Source organism: Legionella pneumophila subsp. pascullei, assembly GCF_900637585.1.
GTDB lineage: Bacteria > Pseudomonadota > Gammaproteobacteria > Legionellales > Legionellaceae > Legionella > Legionella pascullei.
The window spans coordinates 12,639-29,751 of sequence record NZ_LR134380.1 but is presented as its reverse complement, the minus strand read 5'-3'; the positions used below and the strand labels follow the sequence as shown (position 1 = coordinate 29,751).

Sequence of the window (17,113 nt, the reverse complement as noted above, 5' to 3'; positions counted from 1 at the left end):
TCATGACCCTCAACATCAGGACGAAAAGAAAATGAAATCGTTTATTGAGCAAGCTCAATTCTATGCAACTTACCATCAAAACACAGCGACACGTTACACGCATATGGCAGGAGTCCCGTTAATCATGCTTTCCATCATGATCTTTTTGGGATTTGTTAAAATAGTTATTCCAGGTGTTTATGCAACCGATCTCGCTTGTTTAGCTACATTAGCAGCCCTCATTTATTACTTCCTGTTAAACTGGCAACTCGCCTTGGCATTAACTCCCATTTTAATCTTTTTGTTATGGTTAGCCAGTTGGTTTAACTATGATGGCCCAACAAAATTCGGACTTTGGGTATTTATTATTACTTTTATCGCAGGTTGGGGATTGCAATTATACGGTCATTTTATTGAGGGAAAAAAGCCTGCCTTTATGGTTAATTTTACCCAAGCCCTTATTGCGCCTTTGTATTTAACAGCAGAATTGTTTTTTATGGCAGGACTTATGAATTCTCTAAAAGAACAAATTTATGGGAATGAAGAAGGAAACATCAATACTGAGAAAGAAAGCAAAGGCAAAACAAAATCCAAATCTTAAAGAAAGTCAAGCTTCACTCTTAGTGAAGCTTGGCAAGAGGTCTCATAATAAATAACGCCATTTTTCAGCCGCTTCAATCAGTTATCCGCAAAATGCGGCATTAGAATTTTAAAGCAATGGTGAATTTTGTTGTTTCGTTTAAAATCCTGATCGATGGTCTGCGGTGTGATGTCTTGTATTGCATATTTTTCTTTTAGCATCGGCTCTAACTTAAATTGGCGCAGATTAGTAGAGAAATATAAAACACCATTGGGATTTAATAGCCGCATTGCCATGTTAATCAAAGAAACATGATCTCGTTGAATGTCTAAAATATCGGCCATACGTTTTGAGTTTGAAAAGCTGGGGGGATCTAAAAAAATGACATCAAATTTGTCCCTGGTAATTTTCATCCATTCCTTGCAGTCATATTGCACAAATTGATGCTGGGACAAATTAATATCATTTAACCTAAAATTATCTTCCGCCCAAAGTAAATACGTTTTGGATAGATCAACATTCGTGGTTAATGCACCGGCCAGGGCGGCATGGACACTTGCACTGGCGGTATAACAAAAACAGTTCAAAAATCGAGTTCCCGGCTCCAATTGCGCAAATTTCAAGCGCATAGGTCTGTGATCGAGAAATAGCCCTGTATCGAGATAATCATACAAATTCACTATCAATTTTGCCTTGCCTTCTGTCACAATCATTCTGTGGCTGGTTTTTCCTATTTTTTGATATTGCTCCGCACCCTTTTGCTGCTTTCTTTGTTTGACTATTAATTTTTCATGGTGAACATCTAATGCTCGAGGAACAACTTGCAATATCTCAAGACTGCGTTTTTCCGCCTTGTGTACTGGAATACTGGCTGGTGGCGCATATTCTTGCAGAACAGCATAGTCATTATATATATCTATGGCATAGGCATATTCGGGCAAATCCGCGTCATAAATTCGATAACAGGAAATTTGATTCTTTTTAGCCCACTTCTGTAAATGATTTCTGTTTTTTTCCAATCGGTTAAATAGCATTTGTGCATTATCAGACAACGGTGCATCCGGGGTATTTTTAAGCTTATTCGCCGCAGAAAGAGTCAAACAATAGAGTTTGCACTCTAGTGGCCCATTATATAAAGTATATTGCTTATCAGCCCGTAATCCCAAGGCTTTAGCCAAAACCGGGCTGGAGGTTAAAATAGCCGCTTGCCAACCTTGATAATAAGTATGTAATGCAGTGCCCAATTGCTGATATAAAGGAACAAGCTGAGTTACCTCGCCCAGTCGCTCGCCATAAGGTGGATTGCAAACAACCAATCCTTTTTTTGTCCCTGGCCTACAAGCGTTTAGCGATAATGTTTTAAACTCAACCAACGGTAATACCCCTGCCCTCTCTGCATTGGAATGTGCAAGAGCAATTACTTTGCTGTCCGTGTCCGTACCAACCAGCTTAACTGCCAGTGGTTTAACTTGCTGTAATGCCTGAGTTCGCAATTTTTCCCATAGAGAACTCTGATGTCGGGCCCAATATTGTAAGGATTGATCTTGTCGCAATAAGCCTGGAGCAATATGAGCCGCCATCATGGCAGCTTCTATAACTAATGTTCCTGAACCGCAAAACGGATCATGTAAACCATATCCTTGAGCAGCCAACTCTGGCCATTTGGCTCTTAATAGCATGGCTGCTGCGATGTTTTCCTTTAAAGGAGCTTTCCCCGCTTTTTTACGATAACCTCTTTGATGCAGGCTATATCCAACCAGATCAAAGCTCACAGTCAAAATATCATTTTTCAAATGAGCATGAATTAAAATTTGCGGTTTTTCCTTGTCGACTGAAGGCCTTGAGCCATTCAATCGGCGAAAATGATCCACTATGCCATCTTTGACTATTTGAGCGCCAAACATGGTATTACGAATTTGCTCTGATGCGCCATGAAATTCGATGGCTATGGTTTTATCATGGGTGAAAACCGTTTGCCAATGAAAGTCTGTGCATAACTGATGCACAGCTTGTTCTTTTGCAGCATGGCCACTAAATAAAATGAGTTGAATTCTGTTGGCAAGTCTTGACCATAAACATAAATTATAAATTACAGGCAGGCTGGCCTCACCATATACTCCTTGCGGACTCACCTGAGTAACATGAAGCCCCAATCCCTTGAGTTCGTCTTCCAGCAAATACTCCAAACCTTTTGCACAACTAATGAATAGTGAGTAATTCATTTTATTAAAGACCTTAAATAGCGAAACAGTGCTTTAGCAGCGCCAGTATTTTTATCTTTCATCTGATCATCTAATGCTTTTTTAATCAATTGTCTTAATTGTTGCACGTCGTCAGGTTGATAGGCATCAATAAACTCTGTCAAAGCTTCTTTTCCATCTTGCAATAACCTGTCGCGCCATAGTTCTATCTCATGAAAAGAGGCAGTCATTGAACTCTCTTCTTCAAGGATTTTTTCATAGGCAGCAATAATCGTTTCAAAATCGGCTGCTCGCATTAACTTGCCTATTAATTGCGCCTGTCGTCTTTTGGCTCCATGGCTTTTGATTGACTTGGCATCCATAATTGCTTGACGTAAATTATCAGGAAGGGGTAAAGAATCGAGCTTGGATGTGCTTAGTTCAATAAATTTCACGCCTATATCTTGTAAATAATGGGCATCTCTTTTTTTCTGTGATTTACTGATTTGTTCATCCATAGGGCGATATATTTTTTAAAATAACATCAATTATACTATATAAGTGCATGTCCAGATAGGATAGACTCTAATCAAATTCGAATGAAAACAGGCAAATACCAGCACCTTCAAAAATCAGCCTGGATCATCATGTTGGTTGAGCATGTCTTTAAAGACTCTGTTCCTGAAAAAACAATAAAGAAGAATCCCAAGTAAGCTGATAAACTCAGTCCGCTGCAGCGAGTTTAATAGAAGATTGAACATATTGTTTCGCAGGTCTTGATCGTAAATAAGTATGGCCAATCGCTAAAAAATTATAGATAAGGATAAACAAAAGTAAAAAATGCAGCCAGGTTATTGTTAATTTCGTAAAAATTGGAATGGTGATCATAACACCCAGACATCCTGAAAAGCTTAAAATCAAAGTCTTTTTTAACGGGATTTTATTTTTTTGTAAAAAAACCAATGTGGTCAAGGGCTGTTGCATAGCCCCTGCCGTTGTCATGATAGGAAAAGCCACAACGGGTGAAACATTCATTAAAAATAAAACACCTTGTACCATGACAAAAAGCCCCACCCCGACCGAAGTCAGAGAACCACAAACCACCATGGCAAAAAAACCAATAACCAGTTTCCAGGAATGTAATTCCGTCAAATCACCACCAACTGGCAGTATGCGAAGCTGGTGGGAGATTAAAAGAATAATGATTAGGGCAAATGAACAAATCATTGCCAGTCTAATGGCTTGCTTGCTTAACTGACTCACGACAAAACCACCAACTAATCCACCAATACAGGTTCCGGTGACTAAAGTAAGCAAAGTAGTTAAATCAACATCTATCATGTTTATAAAAAATAAAGATTCTATAGCTCCAGGGAGCACTTGGGCTCCATTATTCACAGCCGGTAATTCATCATCCCTAAAAGTACCTAACAATTTTGCCAAGGCGACATTAACAGCGAAACTACCAACACCCACTGTATCCGCAATAAAAGCAATAACCCCGCTACACATTAACTTAACATATTGGGAGAAGGATAGAGGCAAGGAGGGCTGCTGAATAAATTTTAAAACCATTACGGCCAGGCAGAATAAACTCAATATTAGTATGCAAAGCGTGATTAAAAAAAATGCCATTCTGTTCCTAATACGAAAGTAATATTAAATCCTAATGATTTTAAAATCAGAGCTTATTAAGATTTCAACTCCAGGGAAATCTAAAAGATAGATCCTGATTGATTATATACTAATTTCCATGCACGGCAAACAACACTGCGAGCAAAAATAGCTCGCGATGAATTACAAGAAAACACTAATTTGCTTGAAGCAAAAACCTGCTGGAAACTCTTGCACCCCTTAAATAGCACACCCGGCTGTATCAATACCTACTTGGCCAAAAGCAGACTTAACCTTATTGATATCCGAATTTAAATCCCTGGCAGCATAAATCACTCCACAAGCTCCGTTTTTAAAATCGGTCGTAGGGGTCCAATATTTTGTATTGGCAACAACCATGATGTGATACGCGTTTTTAATACCCATATCTTTGGACATTAAGTAAAAAGCCTTATTAAACACACCACTGGCAGTATGAACTATGAAACTCTGGCGTTCTTGAGGAAGCGCAATATGCGCATTGGCATAGGCTACTACCTCATCATAATTGATAGCACAATAGCTGCCATGACTTTGCGCAATACCTTTGTCCAAACAATCCGCAGAGCTTCCGTCAGAAGAAGGATAATCCATGAAACGCAAAGCCTTGCCAAAAGAGTCGCGAATAATTGTTTCACCAATGCCCCATGTTACTTCATTTGGTTGCAAGTAAGCCTTGTTATACAGCTGAGGATTTGTTTCCAAAAGATAAGCTCTTGACGCCTGTCCTGCCATATCAGACAGCGATTCATTAAGCGCGCCAGATTGATCATGATACTCAAGACCAGAGTGTTGCTCTGTAAAACCATGAGTTACCTCATGACCTGCTACATCTAAAGAAACCAATGGGTAAAAATCCATTCCATCTCCAAATGACATGGCTTGCCCATCCCAAAAAGCATTATCATAGCTTTGTCCAAAATGAACTCGCATAACCAATTGCATTGGCGCGCCATTAGGATGTTGTAAGGCATTAACCCCATACCAGTCCTTGTACATACCAACAATAACATGTCCGAAATAATACGCATCATTGCTTGGGGAAAACCCTCCATTAATATTTTCTTCTACATTATTATTACAAAGGTATTCAAAAGGGGTATTGATACTGTTTTCCCAGTCCCATTGGGAATTGAGATTAACCAATTTAACTTTTGAGTTTTCCATGACGCATTGACTGCCATTTTGAGTCACATCCAAAGCAGGTAATCCATCTTTACCATACCAATATTCCTGAACCTTCTCATTGCCCCCAGGCCCTGTATCCAAATAATTTTTAATATTGTTCCATTGCTTAATCAAAGCTCCGGTTTGAGCATCAATAACAAAAAAAGGCCAGTCTGGTTTGCCGTCTTGCTGTACGCTTTTAAATGAAACCAAATAAACCAGCTTTAATTGACTATTTTGATCAGGTCGAATCTGCAATTCGGCGGTTTCCTGTTGTATGTTAGACTGGGGGCTGAATTGAAAATAGGACTTTTTTGCATAGTCCTTGGCTTGTTGTGCGCTAATAGCCGGTTTCGTATTAAGTTCTATATTATCCAATAAATGCCCGTTCACCTCTGCATTGTCATTGGACTGCACTCCTGAGTCTGTTCCTTTAGTAATCATCACTTGGGCGCCAATAACAGGTATTCCTTTATACAGTTGCTGATAACGAACAATCATTTGATTGTCTTCTTTTGTTTGATTTAACTTTTGCAATGAATTATCAATAACAGCAGAAGAACTCTTTAAAATAATCGCATTCTTTGGTGTTTGTAGTATAGGGTATTTATTGATGCTATTGAGAGGGGCCTGATACAAATCTACATTGTCAGCAGCAAAAATACTTGAAGTAGATATCGACAAAATAAAAAACATTGTTTTTTTTAACATACACAACTCTCACAGAATACACAATGGCGCAAATAATGTCATAAAATTAAACATTATGCAATATTTATTTGCATATCCTGTCTTAGTATGTGCACCTTTATGCTCACCATGAACTAAAAACGACCATAAAAGACTGAATCAGGGGGGCATTGTAGAAGAAGATAAGCTGGGTACTATGAAAAATGAAATACGCCCCTATTCGTAATTAATAATTTATAACAGAGTTCTGTTTGCTCAGACGGAAGACTTTATTTCAGACTCTAAATTGGCGCGATAACCTCCGGCCAGTTCTTGATATAACCGAACGATGCTTAGTAACTCTTGCAGTTTATCCTGATTTAAACTGATATTGATTTTATCAAGCGAAATTTTGCTGCTTAAGGTTACTATATAACTTTGAATACCTGTCTGATACAACCTATCATTCAAATTATATGCTTTTGCCAAATGTTTTTGAGCAAAAGCTGTCTGTTTGAGCTTGTTAGTTAAACGCTCATTCTCTGATAATGCATTGGTCGTATCTCTTAATGCTTTTTGTAAAGTATCAATATAATTAAAATAAGAAACCTTATTTACACCTTTAGCCTTCGCTACTGCACCTAAAACAGGCATATCAATAATAGGTGCTTTCAACAACTGATCATTAAATTTCACTGTTTTTTTAGGTAACGCGTAGCGGCTATCTCCAGCAGCCAAACCACCTATGTAATCTAACTGTATTGTTGGTAAAAGATTACTTTCTGCAACGCCAATTCCTTCATGGGAAGCACGCAAACGGTTTTCAGCCACTTGCATATCAGGCCGGTTTTCAAGAACCGTTAACGGTAAAGAACCAGGTATTAAATTATGATTTTTAAGTTGTAATAATTTCTTAACCGTTTTTATTTCGCCTGGATTTTGGTTTAGTAAATAACGGATAGCATTGCGACTTATAATGATATTACGCTCTGTTACTTCCAGTTCACCTTGTATCAAATTGACCTGACTATACAATTCTTCCGGCTCAATTTCAGAACTTAACCCTCCCTGGTAAACTTTCCTGGCAACCTTTGCCAGCTGAGTAAGATCATTGGCTAAGGTCTGTAAAAATTCTTTGCGTTCTATTTCTGCAAGATAGGTGAAATAACTTGCTGCTATTTGTGAAATAATAGTTAGTTTGAGAGCATCGTCTTCAGCTTTTACCTGAGCAAGGGTATATTTTGCCTGTTTTTGCTCTCTAATTTGATTGATGATATTTATGGTATAATTTGGAATAAAAACAATCAGAACGCCAGGAAACCCAGTTGCCGGATTTCTTGAATAACCGGTCATAAGATCCAGAGTAGGTGCCCACTGATAACGAATTTTTTTAAGCTCTCCCTCTGCCGCTTCAATGCTCCCTCTTGACATACCAAGGCTTGTATTGGAAAGCAATCCTCTTTCAATCAGTTGGTTGAGAGTGGGGTCTTTAAAATCACGCCACCAAGCCATATAAGGAATATTCTTGCTGTCAATATTTTTAACATTCTTGTCCGTTACAGACCATTTGTTAATCACTTCAACATTGGGTCTGTGATAGGGCTCACTATAGCATCCGACTAAAAAGACTGATAATAAAATGATTTTAACCGGACGTAGCATTCTTTACTCCCTCGCTAAGGTCAATTGTTTGCTCTCCTGCAACAAAATCTTTTAAGTGCACCAAATCTTTTTGAACCTGTTGAAATAATTGATAATAATTAAACGTATGATAATGTTTGGTATAATAAGCCATATATAAAGCTTTCAGGCCAATAAAAATTCGATTGGCCAGTTCCACAAACTGATTAAATTCATCCCCAACGGCATGTTCTGAACTGATTAAAAACTGGGAATTTGTTATGAGCTTATTGACCTCAAACAAGCTGTCAGTCAACTTGATACAAGCTTGGAACCACTCTGTTTTTTTTATTTTACCCTGATTTAACAAGCGAACCAGCCTGTAAAGATCATCAATCACTTCAGCCTGAGTACTCTTGATAAATCGCTGCATCAGCCCATAATGCCTAAACCAAAAGTATTCAAAACCCAGAATAATAGTAAAGGCAATCAAAGTGCAAACCGTATAATCAATAATAAAATAGAAGACTGGAAGGGTATCTTCCGTGCTAAAGTAGCCTGAGCCAATTACAGACACATTGACAGTAAATACAGTGGGAACACTGTATGCCCTTCCTACCAGAAAAAAAGCAAAAAAGACCATTAAGGGCATAATCAGAATTAACGTTCGATAATCCAGATGACCTATAAACCACAATAAATATCCGGTGAATAAGCCTAAAAGGACCCCTAAAAACCGATGATACGTCCTGAATATGGTTGTTCCATTATCAAAGCCGGCATAAATCATCATGACAGCAAAGCCCGTCCACCCTGCCCGTGGATAACGCAACCATTCCTGGACAAAAATAGTAAAGGCAAAGACCGTACTGATCTGAATACAGCGCAGCTCAAGATAAGAAAATGCTTGAACCCCTAACCATCCGCGCATAAGTAATTCCAGCTTAAAATTAATTGATACAAAACTTCCAACTCATGCGTTTCTTTAAATGCAGGCAGCTCCTGGTCTGAGAGTATCACTGGTTGTCTCGCTTTACAGGCTTTGCAAAGACGTTCAAGATAATGATGTAAAACCATAACGTATTCCCTACGTAACTGCTTTTGAAAAGACAGCAAGTAAGACATGGTTAAAATTAACTCAAAAGACAGCATGGTTATCTTTAATATACTGTAGCACTTAATATTTCTTGGAAGCATTTTGGAATAGCGCTCCATCACAATAATGCCTGAAAAAATAGCGATGGTTTTGACCTCTCCCTTACAAATCTTGGCAGATAGAGATTCCAGGCCGGTAATGACTTCAAAAAAGGCACGCTCCCAAATATCAAAATAATATTTTTTGGGAAAAAGAAATAATCCAGCAAAGATCACCGCCATAGCAGCCAATGTATATAAAGCATTATTAATGGCAATATAAAAATTGCTGTCTGCCTCCACCCCATAAATTAGGGAATACGATGCCAAACTCAGCATCAATGGAACAATAACAAGCATTTTTTTAAAATGGTGAAGCACAAGGAAATAAAGAGACAAGGTATAGAAAAAAACAAAAAAAATAAAAAGTACGTTGTATACGGAAATTATGCCAAACAAGAATATAGAGAGTATGCTTCCTAAAAGAGTATAGAGTAAAAGCAAGTACTTTTCTTTTAACGTTGTTCCCGCCGCCTCCACAGTAAAGCAGGTGATTGGAGCATAAAAATAATAGAAATACGGATTGTCAATGGAAGAAAAAAAGTAAAATATAATCATAAGCTGCAAAACGAACACTGCTTTTAGCCCATTAATACGATGTTCTTTATACTTATCGTAGGATGCGAGCTTATCTTTTAGTTGAGATATAAACATAAGCACTGGCACCAGGATTTAAAGGATAGTCAGGATCGGGATCCAATATTTTGATTTGTAATGGAAATCGCTGAGGAAGCAACAGCCATTCATTTTGATTTGCAACGACCTGAATTTGACTCTTTGGGGCAGTAGTTTGCCGTTCAGCAGCCCATAACGAGTTGACAACAACCCCATGAAATATTTTGTCAAAATAATACATACGCAAAATGATATACGCTTTATCACCTTGGCGTACGTTTCGTAAGTCCGTTTCATTAAAATTAGCCTGGATATAATAATTTGCAGTATCTATAAAAGAAAACACCGGTTTATGGATCTCGATAGGGGTATTTGGAGAGACATACATATTATCTATCACCCCATCACCAGGAGCTCTGACAATGGTTAAATCAAGATTAACCTTGGCATTATCCATTTTTGCCTTAAGGCTGGCGACAGTATGTCTTTGTTGTTCAATCCTGGCTTGCAAAACCGCCACTTCCTGTTGCAGAGCATTTCTTTTATTACTTAGCGTAGAAACATCATAACCAAGATTTTTTAATTCAAGAATAGATACCGCTTCAGCCACATTCTTATTTTTTTTAAGGCCAAGAGCAAACTGGGCTTTTTCAAGTTCAGCATCCGTTGCTTTAATCAATGCAACCGTTCTTTCAATCTGCTTTTGAAATACGTCTATTTTCTTTATCCCCTCCTTATAATCAGCCTTTGCTTGTTGATAAGCCAACTCATAAGGAACCCGGTAAACACTAAATATAGGATCGTTCTTTTTTACTTTCTGACCATTCTTGACATAGATTTCAGTAATAAAACCAGATACATCAGCAGCTACAGGAGTCACATTAGTTACAACAAACGCATTATCAGTAAAAGGGATTAAATAGGAAAATAAATGAAAAAGGCCAATAATAAGAGCCAAGCCAACGACAATGATGGGAAGATTAATGTAATTTTTGGCTTTTTTAAAAAACACAGGAATAGAATAACTAAAGAAAAGCCGAATTTGTTTAATTGCTATTTTATACCATGTGGCAAACTTCTCTTTCACAATGCAGCGCCTCTTTGATGATGACTCTATCATACAACATAAGTTTATCTCTCAAAGAGAGAACCTCTATGACAAGGTCTCTCCCTTTTCGGCATTAAAACTAAAATACCTCTTTTTTTCGCTTTCGAAACAATCGAGAAAGATTATTGGGTGACTCATATAATCGGCTTTTTCCATCCTCAGGTAAATAACCCCATTGAGATTCTTCTGCCAGCACAGCCTTGGCATCCAAGTACCCTGAGTCCATTCGCTTCCTAATGACTACGCGGCCAAAGTTGTAATCCTTTGATGCGGCTTTTACTATTCTTGAACTGTAAGCCAAATGAACCAAAGTACAATGATGCGGGCTTCCAATATCTAACAAATGAGCGCCCTTCTTCTTTTGCTCATCCGTTAAAATACAGCTCAATTCCATCATTGAATTTCGCATTTTTTGTCTCTGCAAATAATTATAAATAGTGCGTTGCGCATGGGTTCCATATGAAATATCTTTTCTTCTCTCTTCAATCTCACTCATGCTTTTGGGAATAAACGATCGTCCACCAAAACAATCAATTAGAAAACACAACGTATTTTCTGCTGGAATGGCCTCCAGAATAACTTCTAGTGGGGTGTTAGAATGAACGCCGCCATCCCAATATAACTCCCCATCAATATTAACTGCAGGAAAGCCTGGAGGTAAAGCAGCACTTGCCATAATGTGATCAACCTCTATACGATAATTGATATTATTAAAATAGATTAAATGACCATTGCTGATTTGAACGGCACCAAGGCTTAAGCGAATGGGGCAAGAATTCAACAGATCAAAATCAATAAGATCCAGCAGCGTTTTGCGAAGAGGAGTCGTATCATAATAGCTTAGAGTCGTTGGATCACCCCATAAAGGAATTGTTCCAGTGCACCATTTTGGAAAAAAAAACTCGGGCTGACCAAATAATAAAGCAAAAGCGGCGCTTAATTTATTATAAAAATCTAAAGTAATTTCGGACTCGCCTAGAAAATCGAAAAAATTACCCGGCGCAATTTCATCCCAAAATCTTTCGAGTTTTTCAATACGTTTTTCAGGGGGATTCCCTACAATAATCGCAGCCTGTATAGCACCAATAGAAGTTGCTGCAATCCAGTCTGGTTCATATCCGGCTTCAAGAAGTCCTTTAACTACTCCAAATTGATAGGCTCCCAGTGATCCACCGCCTTGCAACACATAAGCCACTCGAGGGAAACGTCCTTGAGCCTTGGGTGGTAAGTTATCAAAGCGATTGGCATAGGGATTATTACCGTGCGGTTTAGATTCCACTTCCAAACTCATAAAAACTCCTTTTTCACTTTAGTTGACCATCGCATCCTGACTGAAATATTGGGAATACTTGCTGCTTTTTAATAACTCTATCAAAAATTAGATTGATAATTACATTGTTATTAAATAACGTGAATTATGGATTAGGATTATATAAGAAGCTGTCGATATCCCGGGTTCGTTCGGGCTGAGGAGATGCGTAAGCATCGTCTCGAAGCCTTGGCACGAAACATTAAATTCCATACAAGGCTTCGAGACGGCATAAATGCCTCCTCAGCCCGAACGATTCAAGATAACGTATCCATAACTCACGTTAAATAAGTTTCACGGAAATCATAAGTGTTTAATCATTCACATTGTACTCATATTCCCTTGAGCAACCAAGATAATATATGCAGATCAGCCTGAATAGTTTTAACTATCCAGCCAAAATCAACAAAATAAGCAACTAAAAATGTCCTGTACGAAAATCATGCATTGCCTGCATAATTTCTTCCTGGGTATTCATTACAAAAGGACCGTATCGAACAATAGGTTCATGAAGTTTAGCCGCAGCTATCAATAAACAATGATTTCTATTTTGATTGTCTTTGCCCTCTATTTGTATTCTTTCGCCGTTTGTCAGGCTAGCTAAAGTCCCTGCGCTAACTTGCTGTCCTCCTATATTCACAATGCCTTCAATGACAAAAAGGATAGCTTGATAATCATCGGGAATCGTTTGTTGGATAGCTTCATTGGCTGGGAGAATAATATCAAGAAATAAAGGTCGCGTCGCAATTTCAACAATGGGTGAGCTCAATCCTTGATCAATAGTTCCTGCTATTACTTTGATGGTTGCACCTGATTCCATGACCTCAATAGGTAATTGATCCGATGATTTTTCCTGATAACGAGGCTCTTGCCATTTTTCTGCTGCAGGCAAATTTAGCCACAACTGCAAACCATGCAAACGACCAGTTGACGACGAGGGCATTTCCGAATGAATAATCCCTTTTCCAGCAGTCATCCATTGCACGCCACCTGCATTGATTACTCCTTTGTTGCCCTTATTGTCTTCATGGGTAATGGTTCCCTCCAGCAGATAAGTAATTGTTTCAAATCCACGATGTGGATGAGGCGGAAATCCGGCAAGATAATCCAATGGATCTGTACTGTCAAAATAATCAAAAAGCAGTATAGGTTCAAAATGATTGGTTTTATCAGCACCTATATACCGACGTAACTTAACACCCCCACCTTCCCGTATTAATGTTCCCTGGATCAACTGCTCTACTTCTATTGCCTTCATATGGACTACTCATTATTACTATTCTATATAAGATAGTTCAAAATAGTATGGTTTCCTAATGGAATTACTATTATTTAACCTATTGGCAGGTTCGGTTATCAAGGATATGATGAAAATAGACTCTAGGGATAGGAGCGGAACTTATGAACACAACGGAACATACAGAGCTGGGCAATGGTTTGCTCATGGATAAAATCGAAGGCAATCCTTACTTACGAATAGATGAGTTTGGTGTGCTCCATCTGCGACTCCAACGATTCAGTGAAAACAACCTGCCTGAACCAATGGAGTTAGAGATGTCCGCTGGCGAAATTATTGCCATGGCGGGTGATTATTTTACTCAGGCTAATTGGACTATGGATTTGGATCTACCCAAATGCGAGTTCTTTAATTCCCCGATAGAATTGGGAAAACACCTCATTCGCAAGCCTATAGATCCTAAAGAAGAAAGCGCTTTAATTACAGCATACAATAACTTGGCTGCTCCTGATGTAACTCGAAAAGAAATTGACCGTATTTATTCCATTAATAATGCTAACTATGTACCCTTTTCGCCTACCTTGAATTTCTATGCTCAACAACTGATGTATTATTTTCGTGTCAAAGATTACGGGGAAATGCTTGTTCGCAATCAAACCCATTTTACGCCATGGTCTATTCGAGTTTATATCCTGGGTCACGCTATCGCCTTAAGATATGCTCGTTTATCCTATGAATTAAAACAATTAGCTACTGACAAAAATTATCAATCAGATAACCCTGATTTGAGTACTTTAAAAATCTCCTTACAAAATAAAAATCAACCTCTTTCAAGCAATACCCTACTTGATTTGGCAAACCGCTATCATGCCCAAGCTTATTCTATAGAGCTATTTACTTTTCATTACTATTCCGATCATTTTGCTACAGGACATATGTCCATGATCGGCGATTTACGTGTCGTATTAAAAGAGCGTTTTGGGATATGGGGCAATATTCTGGCTAATAATCTTCATGATGAAGTAAATCGTGTTGGAGTTTATACAGTAAGACCCTATGACCCAACTCCTAATACGACAGAAGCCCCTTCTCGAGCTCGTGGGGATGGAAAATTTGATACATGCCTTAATCAATTTAACCGTTTAGCTTGCTTAAATGGTATGACCGCATCACTAAAAGACATCAATCAAGTATTATCTGGAAGTGAAATACCGGAGCAAAAAGATTTTGGCGGTTTGGTGCATATGCCCGACGTTGATTTTAACTCAAGACAACATCAACCACTGCTGGTTTTAAGTAAAGGAAAAGTATATTACCGCAACAATCTCAGTAAAATTGAAATACTTTCTCCTACAGAATATGAACAGCTCAGACAAAATCCTGAAAAACATGGGTATAAGGAGCTAACCAATAAATGGGCTGCGTTTAAATTAGTTACCAAACTTCGCCTCTTTCCTTATCTTTATGACGGCTCAGTTATGCCTGTTTCAGATGAAAGGCTCGCTGAAATTATCGCAGATGAAAAACGAAGAAATCCGCAACGAGCTCCCATCCCCACACCAACATGCCTTCCAGAAAACGAGCCAACTGTATTTGATTGGCGAACAAAAGCGAGCTGGCGTAATAACAAAGACTCGCTGGATATTTTGGATGGGTTAAAAAAGCACAGTATTTTGGGAGCGAAACAAGCTCCTTCGGCCATTCAAGAGGAAGAAGAGGTTCAGTTGAATTTGGGAGTCTGATTGTTTCCTGATAAACTAGTGGCCAATTGTTACTATTTAAATTTTAGCAAACCAATTAAATATGTCTTAAGGTTAGTGAGTTGAATATAAGCAAATACAATCATTTTCTTATGTTCAACTTGCATAACATAATAACCGCAGACAATTTTGTCCATTCAAGAGGTGATCATGAAGCGCTTAATACCTACTTTCATATACCTGCTTATTTTAGCAATTGCGCCCTTCTCTGCTCATGCAGAAGCGCTCTTGAGAGATACCCTTGGTCACAATATTCCTTTTTCATCACTTAAAGGAAAATGGGTTTTTATAAACTATTGGGCAAGCTGGTGTGAAAGCTGCATTGATGAAATCCCTGAGTTTAATCGTTTTTACAAAAATCATAAAAACGATACAGTAGCCCTATACGCCGTCAATTACGATGCTCTGCCTTTACCGGAGCAAAAACTACTAATCAAGAAATTTAATATTAATTATCCTAATTTGTTAAAGGATCCGGCTCAGGATTTACAGTTGGGAGACATCACAGGAGTCCCTGTAACTTTTGTATTTAACCCAAAGGGGCAATTAATTAAAAAATTATACGGAGGACAAACAGCAAAAACATTAGAGAAAGTCATCGAAAGGAATAGGAACGCCTAAGAAGATAAATAAAAATTATCTTTTTGGTCAATACATTAAATCAGGACTTACGCAAAACCCTAATCTCTTTGTGAAAAACATTTTTTGTCTCAAGCTTGGCGTTTTTGTGTCCTGTAAATGTTTTCTTGTGAACCGATCAAATGTAGGCTCCACAGTCTGTCTGGCTTGGCTATTCATGAAAGCAACCGTCGTTTTTGATCAATCGTTATTCTAATTTTCATTAACCAATCACCGTTTTCATCTACAGACTCTTTAAGTACAGCGCCTAATTGGTATAATTGGGCTCGTAATTTTGCTTGGCCGGGTTTAATTACAACATCCTCAATTAAAATCGTACCATGCAATTGAGTTGCTATTGCTTCTTTTAAAAGATCCAGACCAGCTCCTGTTGTTGCTGATAACCATACCTTGCAAGAATCTTCAGTATAATCAATTTTTGGCTGCCAACCTTCCTGCAAATCAATTTTATTAAACACCTGAATTACCGGGATATCACTAACTTTCAATTCATCTAATACCTTTTGTACTTCAAAAACCGTTTCGCGCCAATTTGGGTCAGAAATATCAATGACATGTAGTAACAGCTCAGCCTGTTGAGTTTCCTCCAAAGTAGCTCGGAATGCTTCTACCAAATGATGGGGAAGATCACGAATAAATCCTACTGTATCAGCTAAAATAGCAGCAGACGACCCCGGCAATTCCAGTTTGCGCATCGTCGGATCCAGCGTTGCAAACAATTGATTAGCCACATAAGTGCGCTCCCCTGTTAACGCATTAAATAACGTGGATTTTCCGGCATTGGTGTAACCTACTAAAGAAATAGTAGGCATAGACGCTTTTCGCCTGGCCTGCCTGTTTTGATCACGACTGCAGCGTACTTTTTCCAAGCGCTTATTGATGTAACGAATACGCTCTCTTAACAAACGCCGGTCCGTTTCCAATTGGGTTTCTCCTGGGCCTCTTAAACCAATTCCTCCTTTTTGTCTTTCCAAATGGGTCCATCCACGAATAAGCCTTGTTGATAAATGTTGCAATTGGGCCAGTTCAACTTGAAGTTTACCCTCAAAAGTACGAGCTCTCTGAGCAAAAATATCAAGAATTAAGCCACTTCTATCCACCACTCGACATCCAAATAATCGTTCGAGATTTCGCTCTTGAGATGGGGAGAGCTCATGATTGACTAGCACTAAATCCGCATCGAGTGTATTTACCAAATGGGCTATTTCCTCAGCCTTACCTTTCCCTACATAATATTTAGCATCAGGGGTAGCACGGGCACCTAATACACAATCTAACACCTCCGCCTTCGCTGAAAGCGCCAATTCTTCAAACTCAGTCAATGCCTTATCCGCATCAACTCCGGGGAGAGCCAGCTGCACTAAAACAGCGCGCTCACCGCCTTGTGGACGTTCAAACACTAC

Annotated in this window: 14 protein-coding genes; 3 read left to right on the top strand and 11 right to left on the bottom strand. The window is 38.6% G+C overall.

Annotation, left to right across the window (positions count from 1 at the left end; all coding sequences use genetic code 11):
* The first annotated feature begins 31 nt into the window (after positions 1 to 31).
* A complete protein-coding gene (locus tag EL201_RS00115) occupies positions 32 to 580 on the top strand; it encodes an Mpo1 family 2-hydroxy fatty acid dioxygenase (protein WP_027223132.1) in 549 nt (182 codons plus the stop codon).
* 77 nt (positions 581 to 657) lie between these two features.
* Here the strand turns inward: EL201_RS00115 and rlmKL are convergent, their stop codons facing one another.
* From rlmKL to EL201_RS00065, 10 genes are all read right to left on the bottom strand, one after another.
* Positions 658 to 2,781 carry a bifunctional 23S rRNA (guanine(2069)-N(7))-methyltransferase RlmK/23S rRNA (guanine(2445)-N(2))-methyltransferase RlmL gene (gene rlmKL, locus EL201_RS00110; protein WP_027223131.1) on the bottom strand — a complete coding sequence of 708 codons (2,124 nt, stop codon included), beginning with the start codon at positions 2,779 to 2,781 and terminating at the stop codon, positions 658 to 660.
* Entirely contained in the window at positions 2,778 to 3,257 is a 480-nt protein-coding gene (yjgA, locus tag EL201_RS00105) for a ribosome biogenesis factor YjgA (protein WP_027223130.1), read from the bottom strand. The genes rlmKL and yjgA overlap by 4 nt, the downstream gene beginning before the upstream one ends.
* Before the next feature lie 205 nt (positions 3,258 to 3,462).
* Complete coding sequence (locus tag EL201_RS00100) at positions 3,463 to 4,374, bottom strand: hypothetical protein (RefSeq protein WP_027223129.1); 912 nt, start codon at positions 4,372 to 4,374, stop codon at positions 3,463 to 3,465.
* Positions 4,375 to 4,593: 219 nt separating this feature from the next.
* Entirely contained in the window at positions 4,594 to 6,270 is a 1,677-nt protein-coding gene (locus EL201_RS00095) for a M4 family metallopeptidase (protein WP_027223128.1), read from the bottom strand.
* Positions 6,271 to 6,504: 234 nt separating this feature from the next.
* Positions 6,505 to 7,890, bottom strand: coding sequence for a TolC family protein (locus tag EL201_RS00090; RefSeq protein ID WP_027223127.1), 1,386 nt, complete (start codon positions 7,888 to 7,890; stop codon positions 6,505 to 6,507).
* Positions 7,874 to 8,779 carry an FUSC family protein gene (locus tag EL201_RS00085; RefSeq protein WP_027223126.1) on the bottom strand — a complete coding sequence of 302 codons (906 nt, stop codon included), beginning with the start codon at positions 8,777 to 8,779 and terminating at the stop codon, positions 7,874 to 7,876. The genes EL201_RS00090 and EL201_RS00085 overlap by 17 nt, the downstream gene beginning before the upstream one ends.
* Positions 8,764 to 9,696: a hypothetical protein gene (locus EL201_RS00080; RefSeq protein WP_027223125.1), complete on the bottom strand. Its 933-nt coding sequence runs from the start codon at positions 9,694 to 9,696 to the stop codon at positions 8,764 to 8,766. Before EL201_RS00080 ends, EL201_RS00085 begins: the two co-directional genes overlap by 16 nt.
* Entirely contained in the window at positions 9,671 to 10,744 is a 1,074-nt protein-coding gene (locus EL201_RS00075) for an HlyD family secretion protein (protein WP_027223124.1), read from the bottom strand. Before EL201_RS00075 ends, EL201_RS00080 begins: the two co-directional genes overlap by 26 nt.
* Before the next feature lie 100 nt (positions 10,745 to 10,844).
* On the bottom strand, positions 10,845 to 12,056 hold the full coding sequence (locus EL201_RS00070; protein WP_027223123.1) for a patatin-like phospholipase family protein: 1,212 nt from the start codon (positions 12,054 to 12,056) through the stop codon (positions 10,845 to 10,847).
* 436 nt (positions 12,057 to 12,492) lie between these two features.
* Positions 12,493 to 13,332: a pirin family protein gene (locus EL201_RS00065; RefSeq protein WP_027223122.1), complete on the bottom strand. Its 840-nt coding sequence runs from the start codon at positions 13,330 to 13,332 to the stop codon at positions 12,493 to 12,495.
* A 143-nt stretch (positions 13,333 to 13,475) separates the two neighbouring features.
* Here EL201_RS00065 and cegC1 point away from each other — a divergent pair, with 143 nt between their 5' ends.
* Both cegC1 and EL201_RS00055 read left to right on the top strand, forming a co-directional pair.
* Complete coding sequence (cegC1, locus tag EL201_RS00060) at positions 13,476 to 15,053, top strand: Dot/Icm T4SS effector CegC1 (protein WP_027223121.1); 1,578 nt, start codon at positions 13,476 to 13,478, stop codon at positions 15,051 to 15,053.
* A gap of 168 nt (positions 15,054 to 15,221) precedes the next feature.
* The gene (locus EL201_RS00055; RefSeq protein WP_027223120.1) at positions 15,222 to 15,692 is read left to right on the top strand and encodes a TlpA disulfide reductase family protein; all 471 of its coding nucleotides are present in this window, start codon (positions 15,222 to 15,224) and stop codon (positions 15,690 to 15,692) included.
* Positions 15,693 to 15,865: 173 nt separating this feature from the next.
* On the opposite strand, the gene hflX is transcribed toward EL201_RS00055, so the two are convergent.
* Positions 15,866 to 17,110: a ribosome rescue GTPase HflX gene (hflX, locus tag EL201_RS00050; protein ID WP_027223119.1), complete on the bottom strand. Its 1,245-nt coding sequence runs from the start codon at positions 17,108 to 17,110 to the stop codon at positions 15,866 to 15,868.
* Between the last annotated feature and the right edge of the window lie 3 nt (positions 17,111 to 17,113).

Coding starts and splice junctions, on each gene's coding strand:
- EL201_RS00115 (WP_027223132.1), top strand. CDS start 32: ATGAAATCGTTTATTGAGCAAGCTCAATTCTATGCAACTTACCATCAA.
- rlmKL (WP_027223131.1), bottom strand. CDS start 2,781: ATGAATTACTCACTATTCATTAGTTGTGCAAAAGGTTTGGAGTATTTG.
- yjgA (WP_027223130.1), bottom strand. CDS start 3,257: ATGGATGAACAAATCAGTAAATCACAGAAAAAAAGAGATGCCCATTAT.
- EL201_RS00100 (WP_027223129.1), bottom strand. CDS start 4,374: ATGGCATTTTTTTTAATCACGCTTTGCATACTAATATTGAGTTTATTC.
- EL201_RS00095 (WP_027223128.1), bottom strand. CDS start 6,270: ATGTTAAAAAAAACAATGTTTTTTATTTTGTCGATATCTACTTCAAGT.
- EL201_RS00090 (WP_027223127.1), bottom strand. CDS start 7,890: ATGCTACGTCCGGTTAAAATCATTTTATTATCAGTCTTTTTAGTCGGA.
- EL201_RS00085 (WP_027223126.1), bottom strand. CDS start 8,779: ATGCGCGGATGGTTAGGGGTTCAAGCATTTTCTTATCTTGAGCTGCGC.
- EL201_RS00080 (WP_027223125.1), bottom strand. CDS start 9,696: ATGTTTATATCTCAACTAAAAGATAAGCTCGCATCCTACGATAAGTAT.
- EL201_RS00070 (WP_027223123.1), bottom strand. CDS start 12,056: ATGAGTTTGGAAGTGGAATCTAAACCGCACGGTAATAATCCCTATGCC.
- EL201_RS00065 (WP_027223122.1), bottom strand. CDS start 13,332: ATGAAGGCAATAGAAGTAGAGCAGTTGATCCAGGGAACATTAATACGG.
- cegC1 (WP_027223121.1), top strand. CDS start 13,476: ATGAACACAACGGAACATACAGAGCTGGGCAATGGTTTGCTCATGGAT.
- EL201_RS00055 (WP_027223120.1), top strand. CDS start 15,222: ATGAAGCGCTTAATACCTACTTTCATATACCTGCTTATTTTAGCAATT.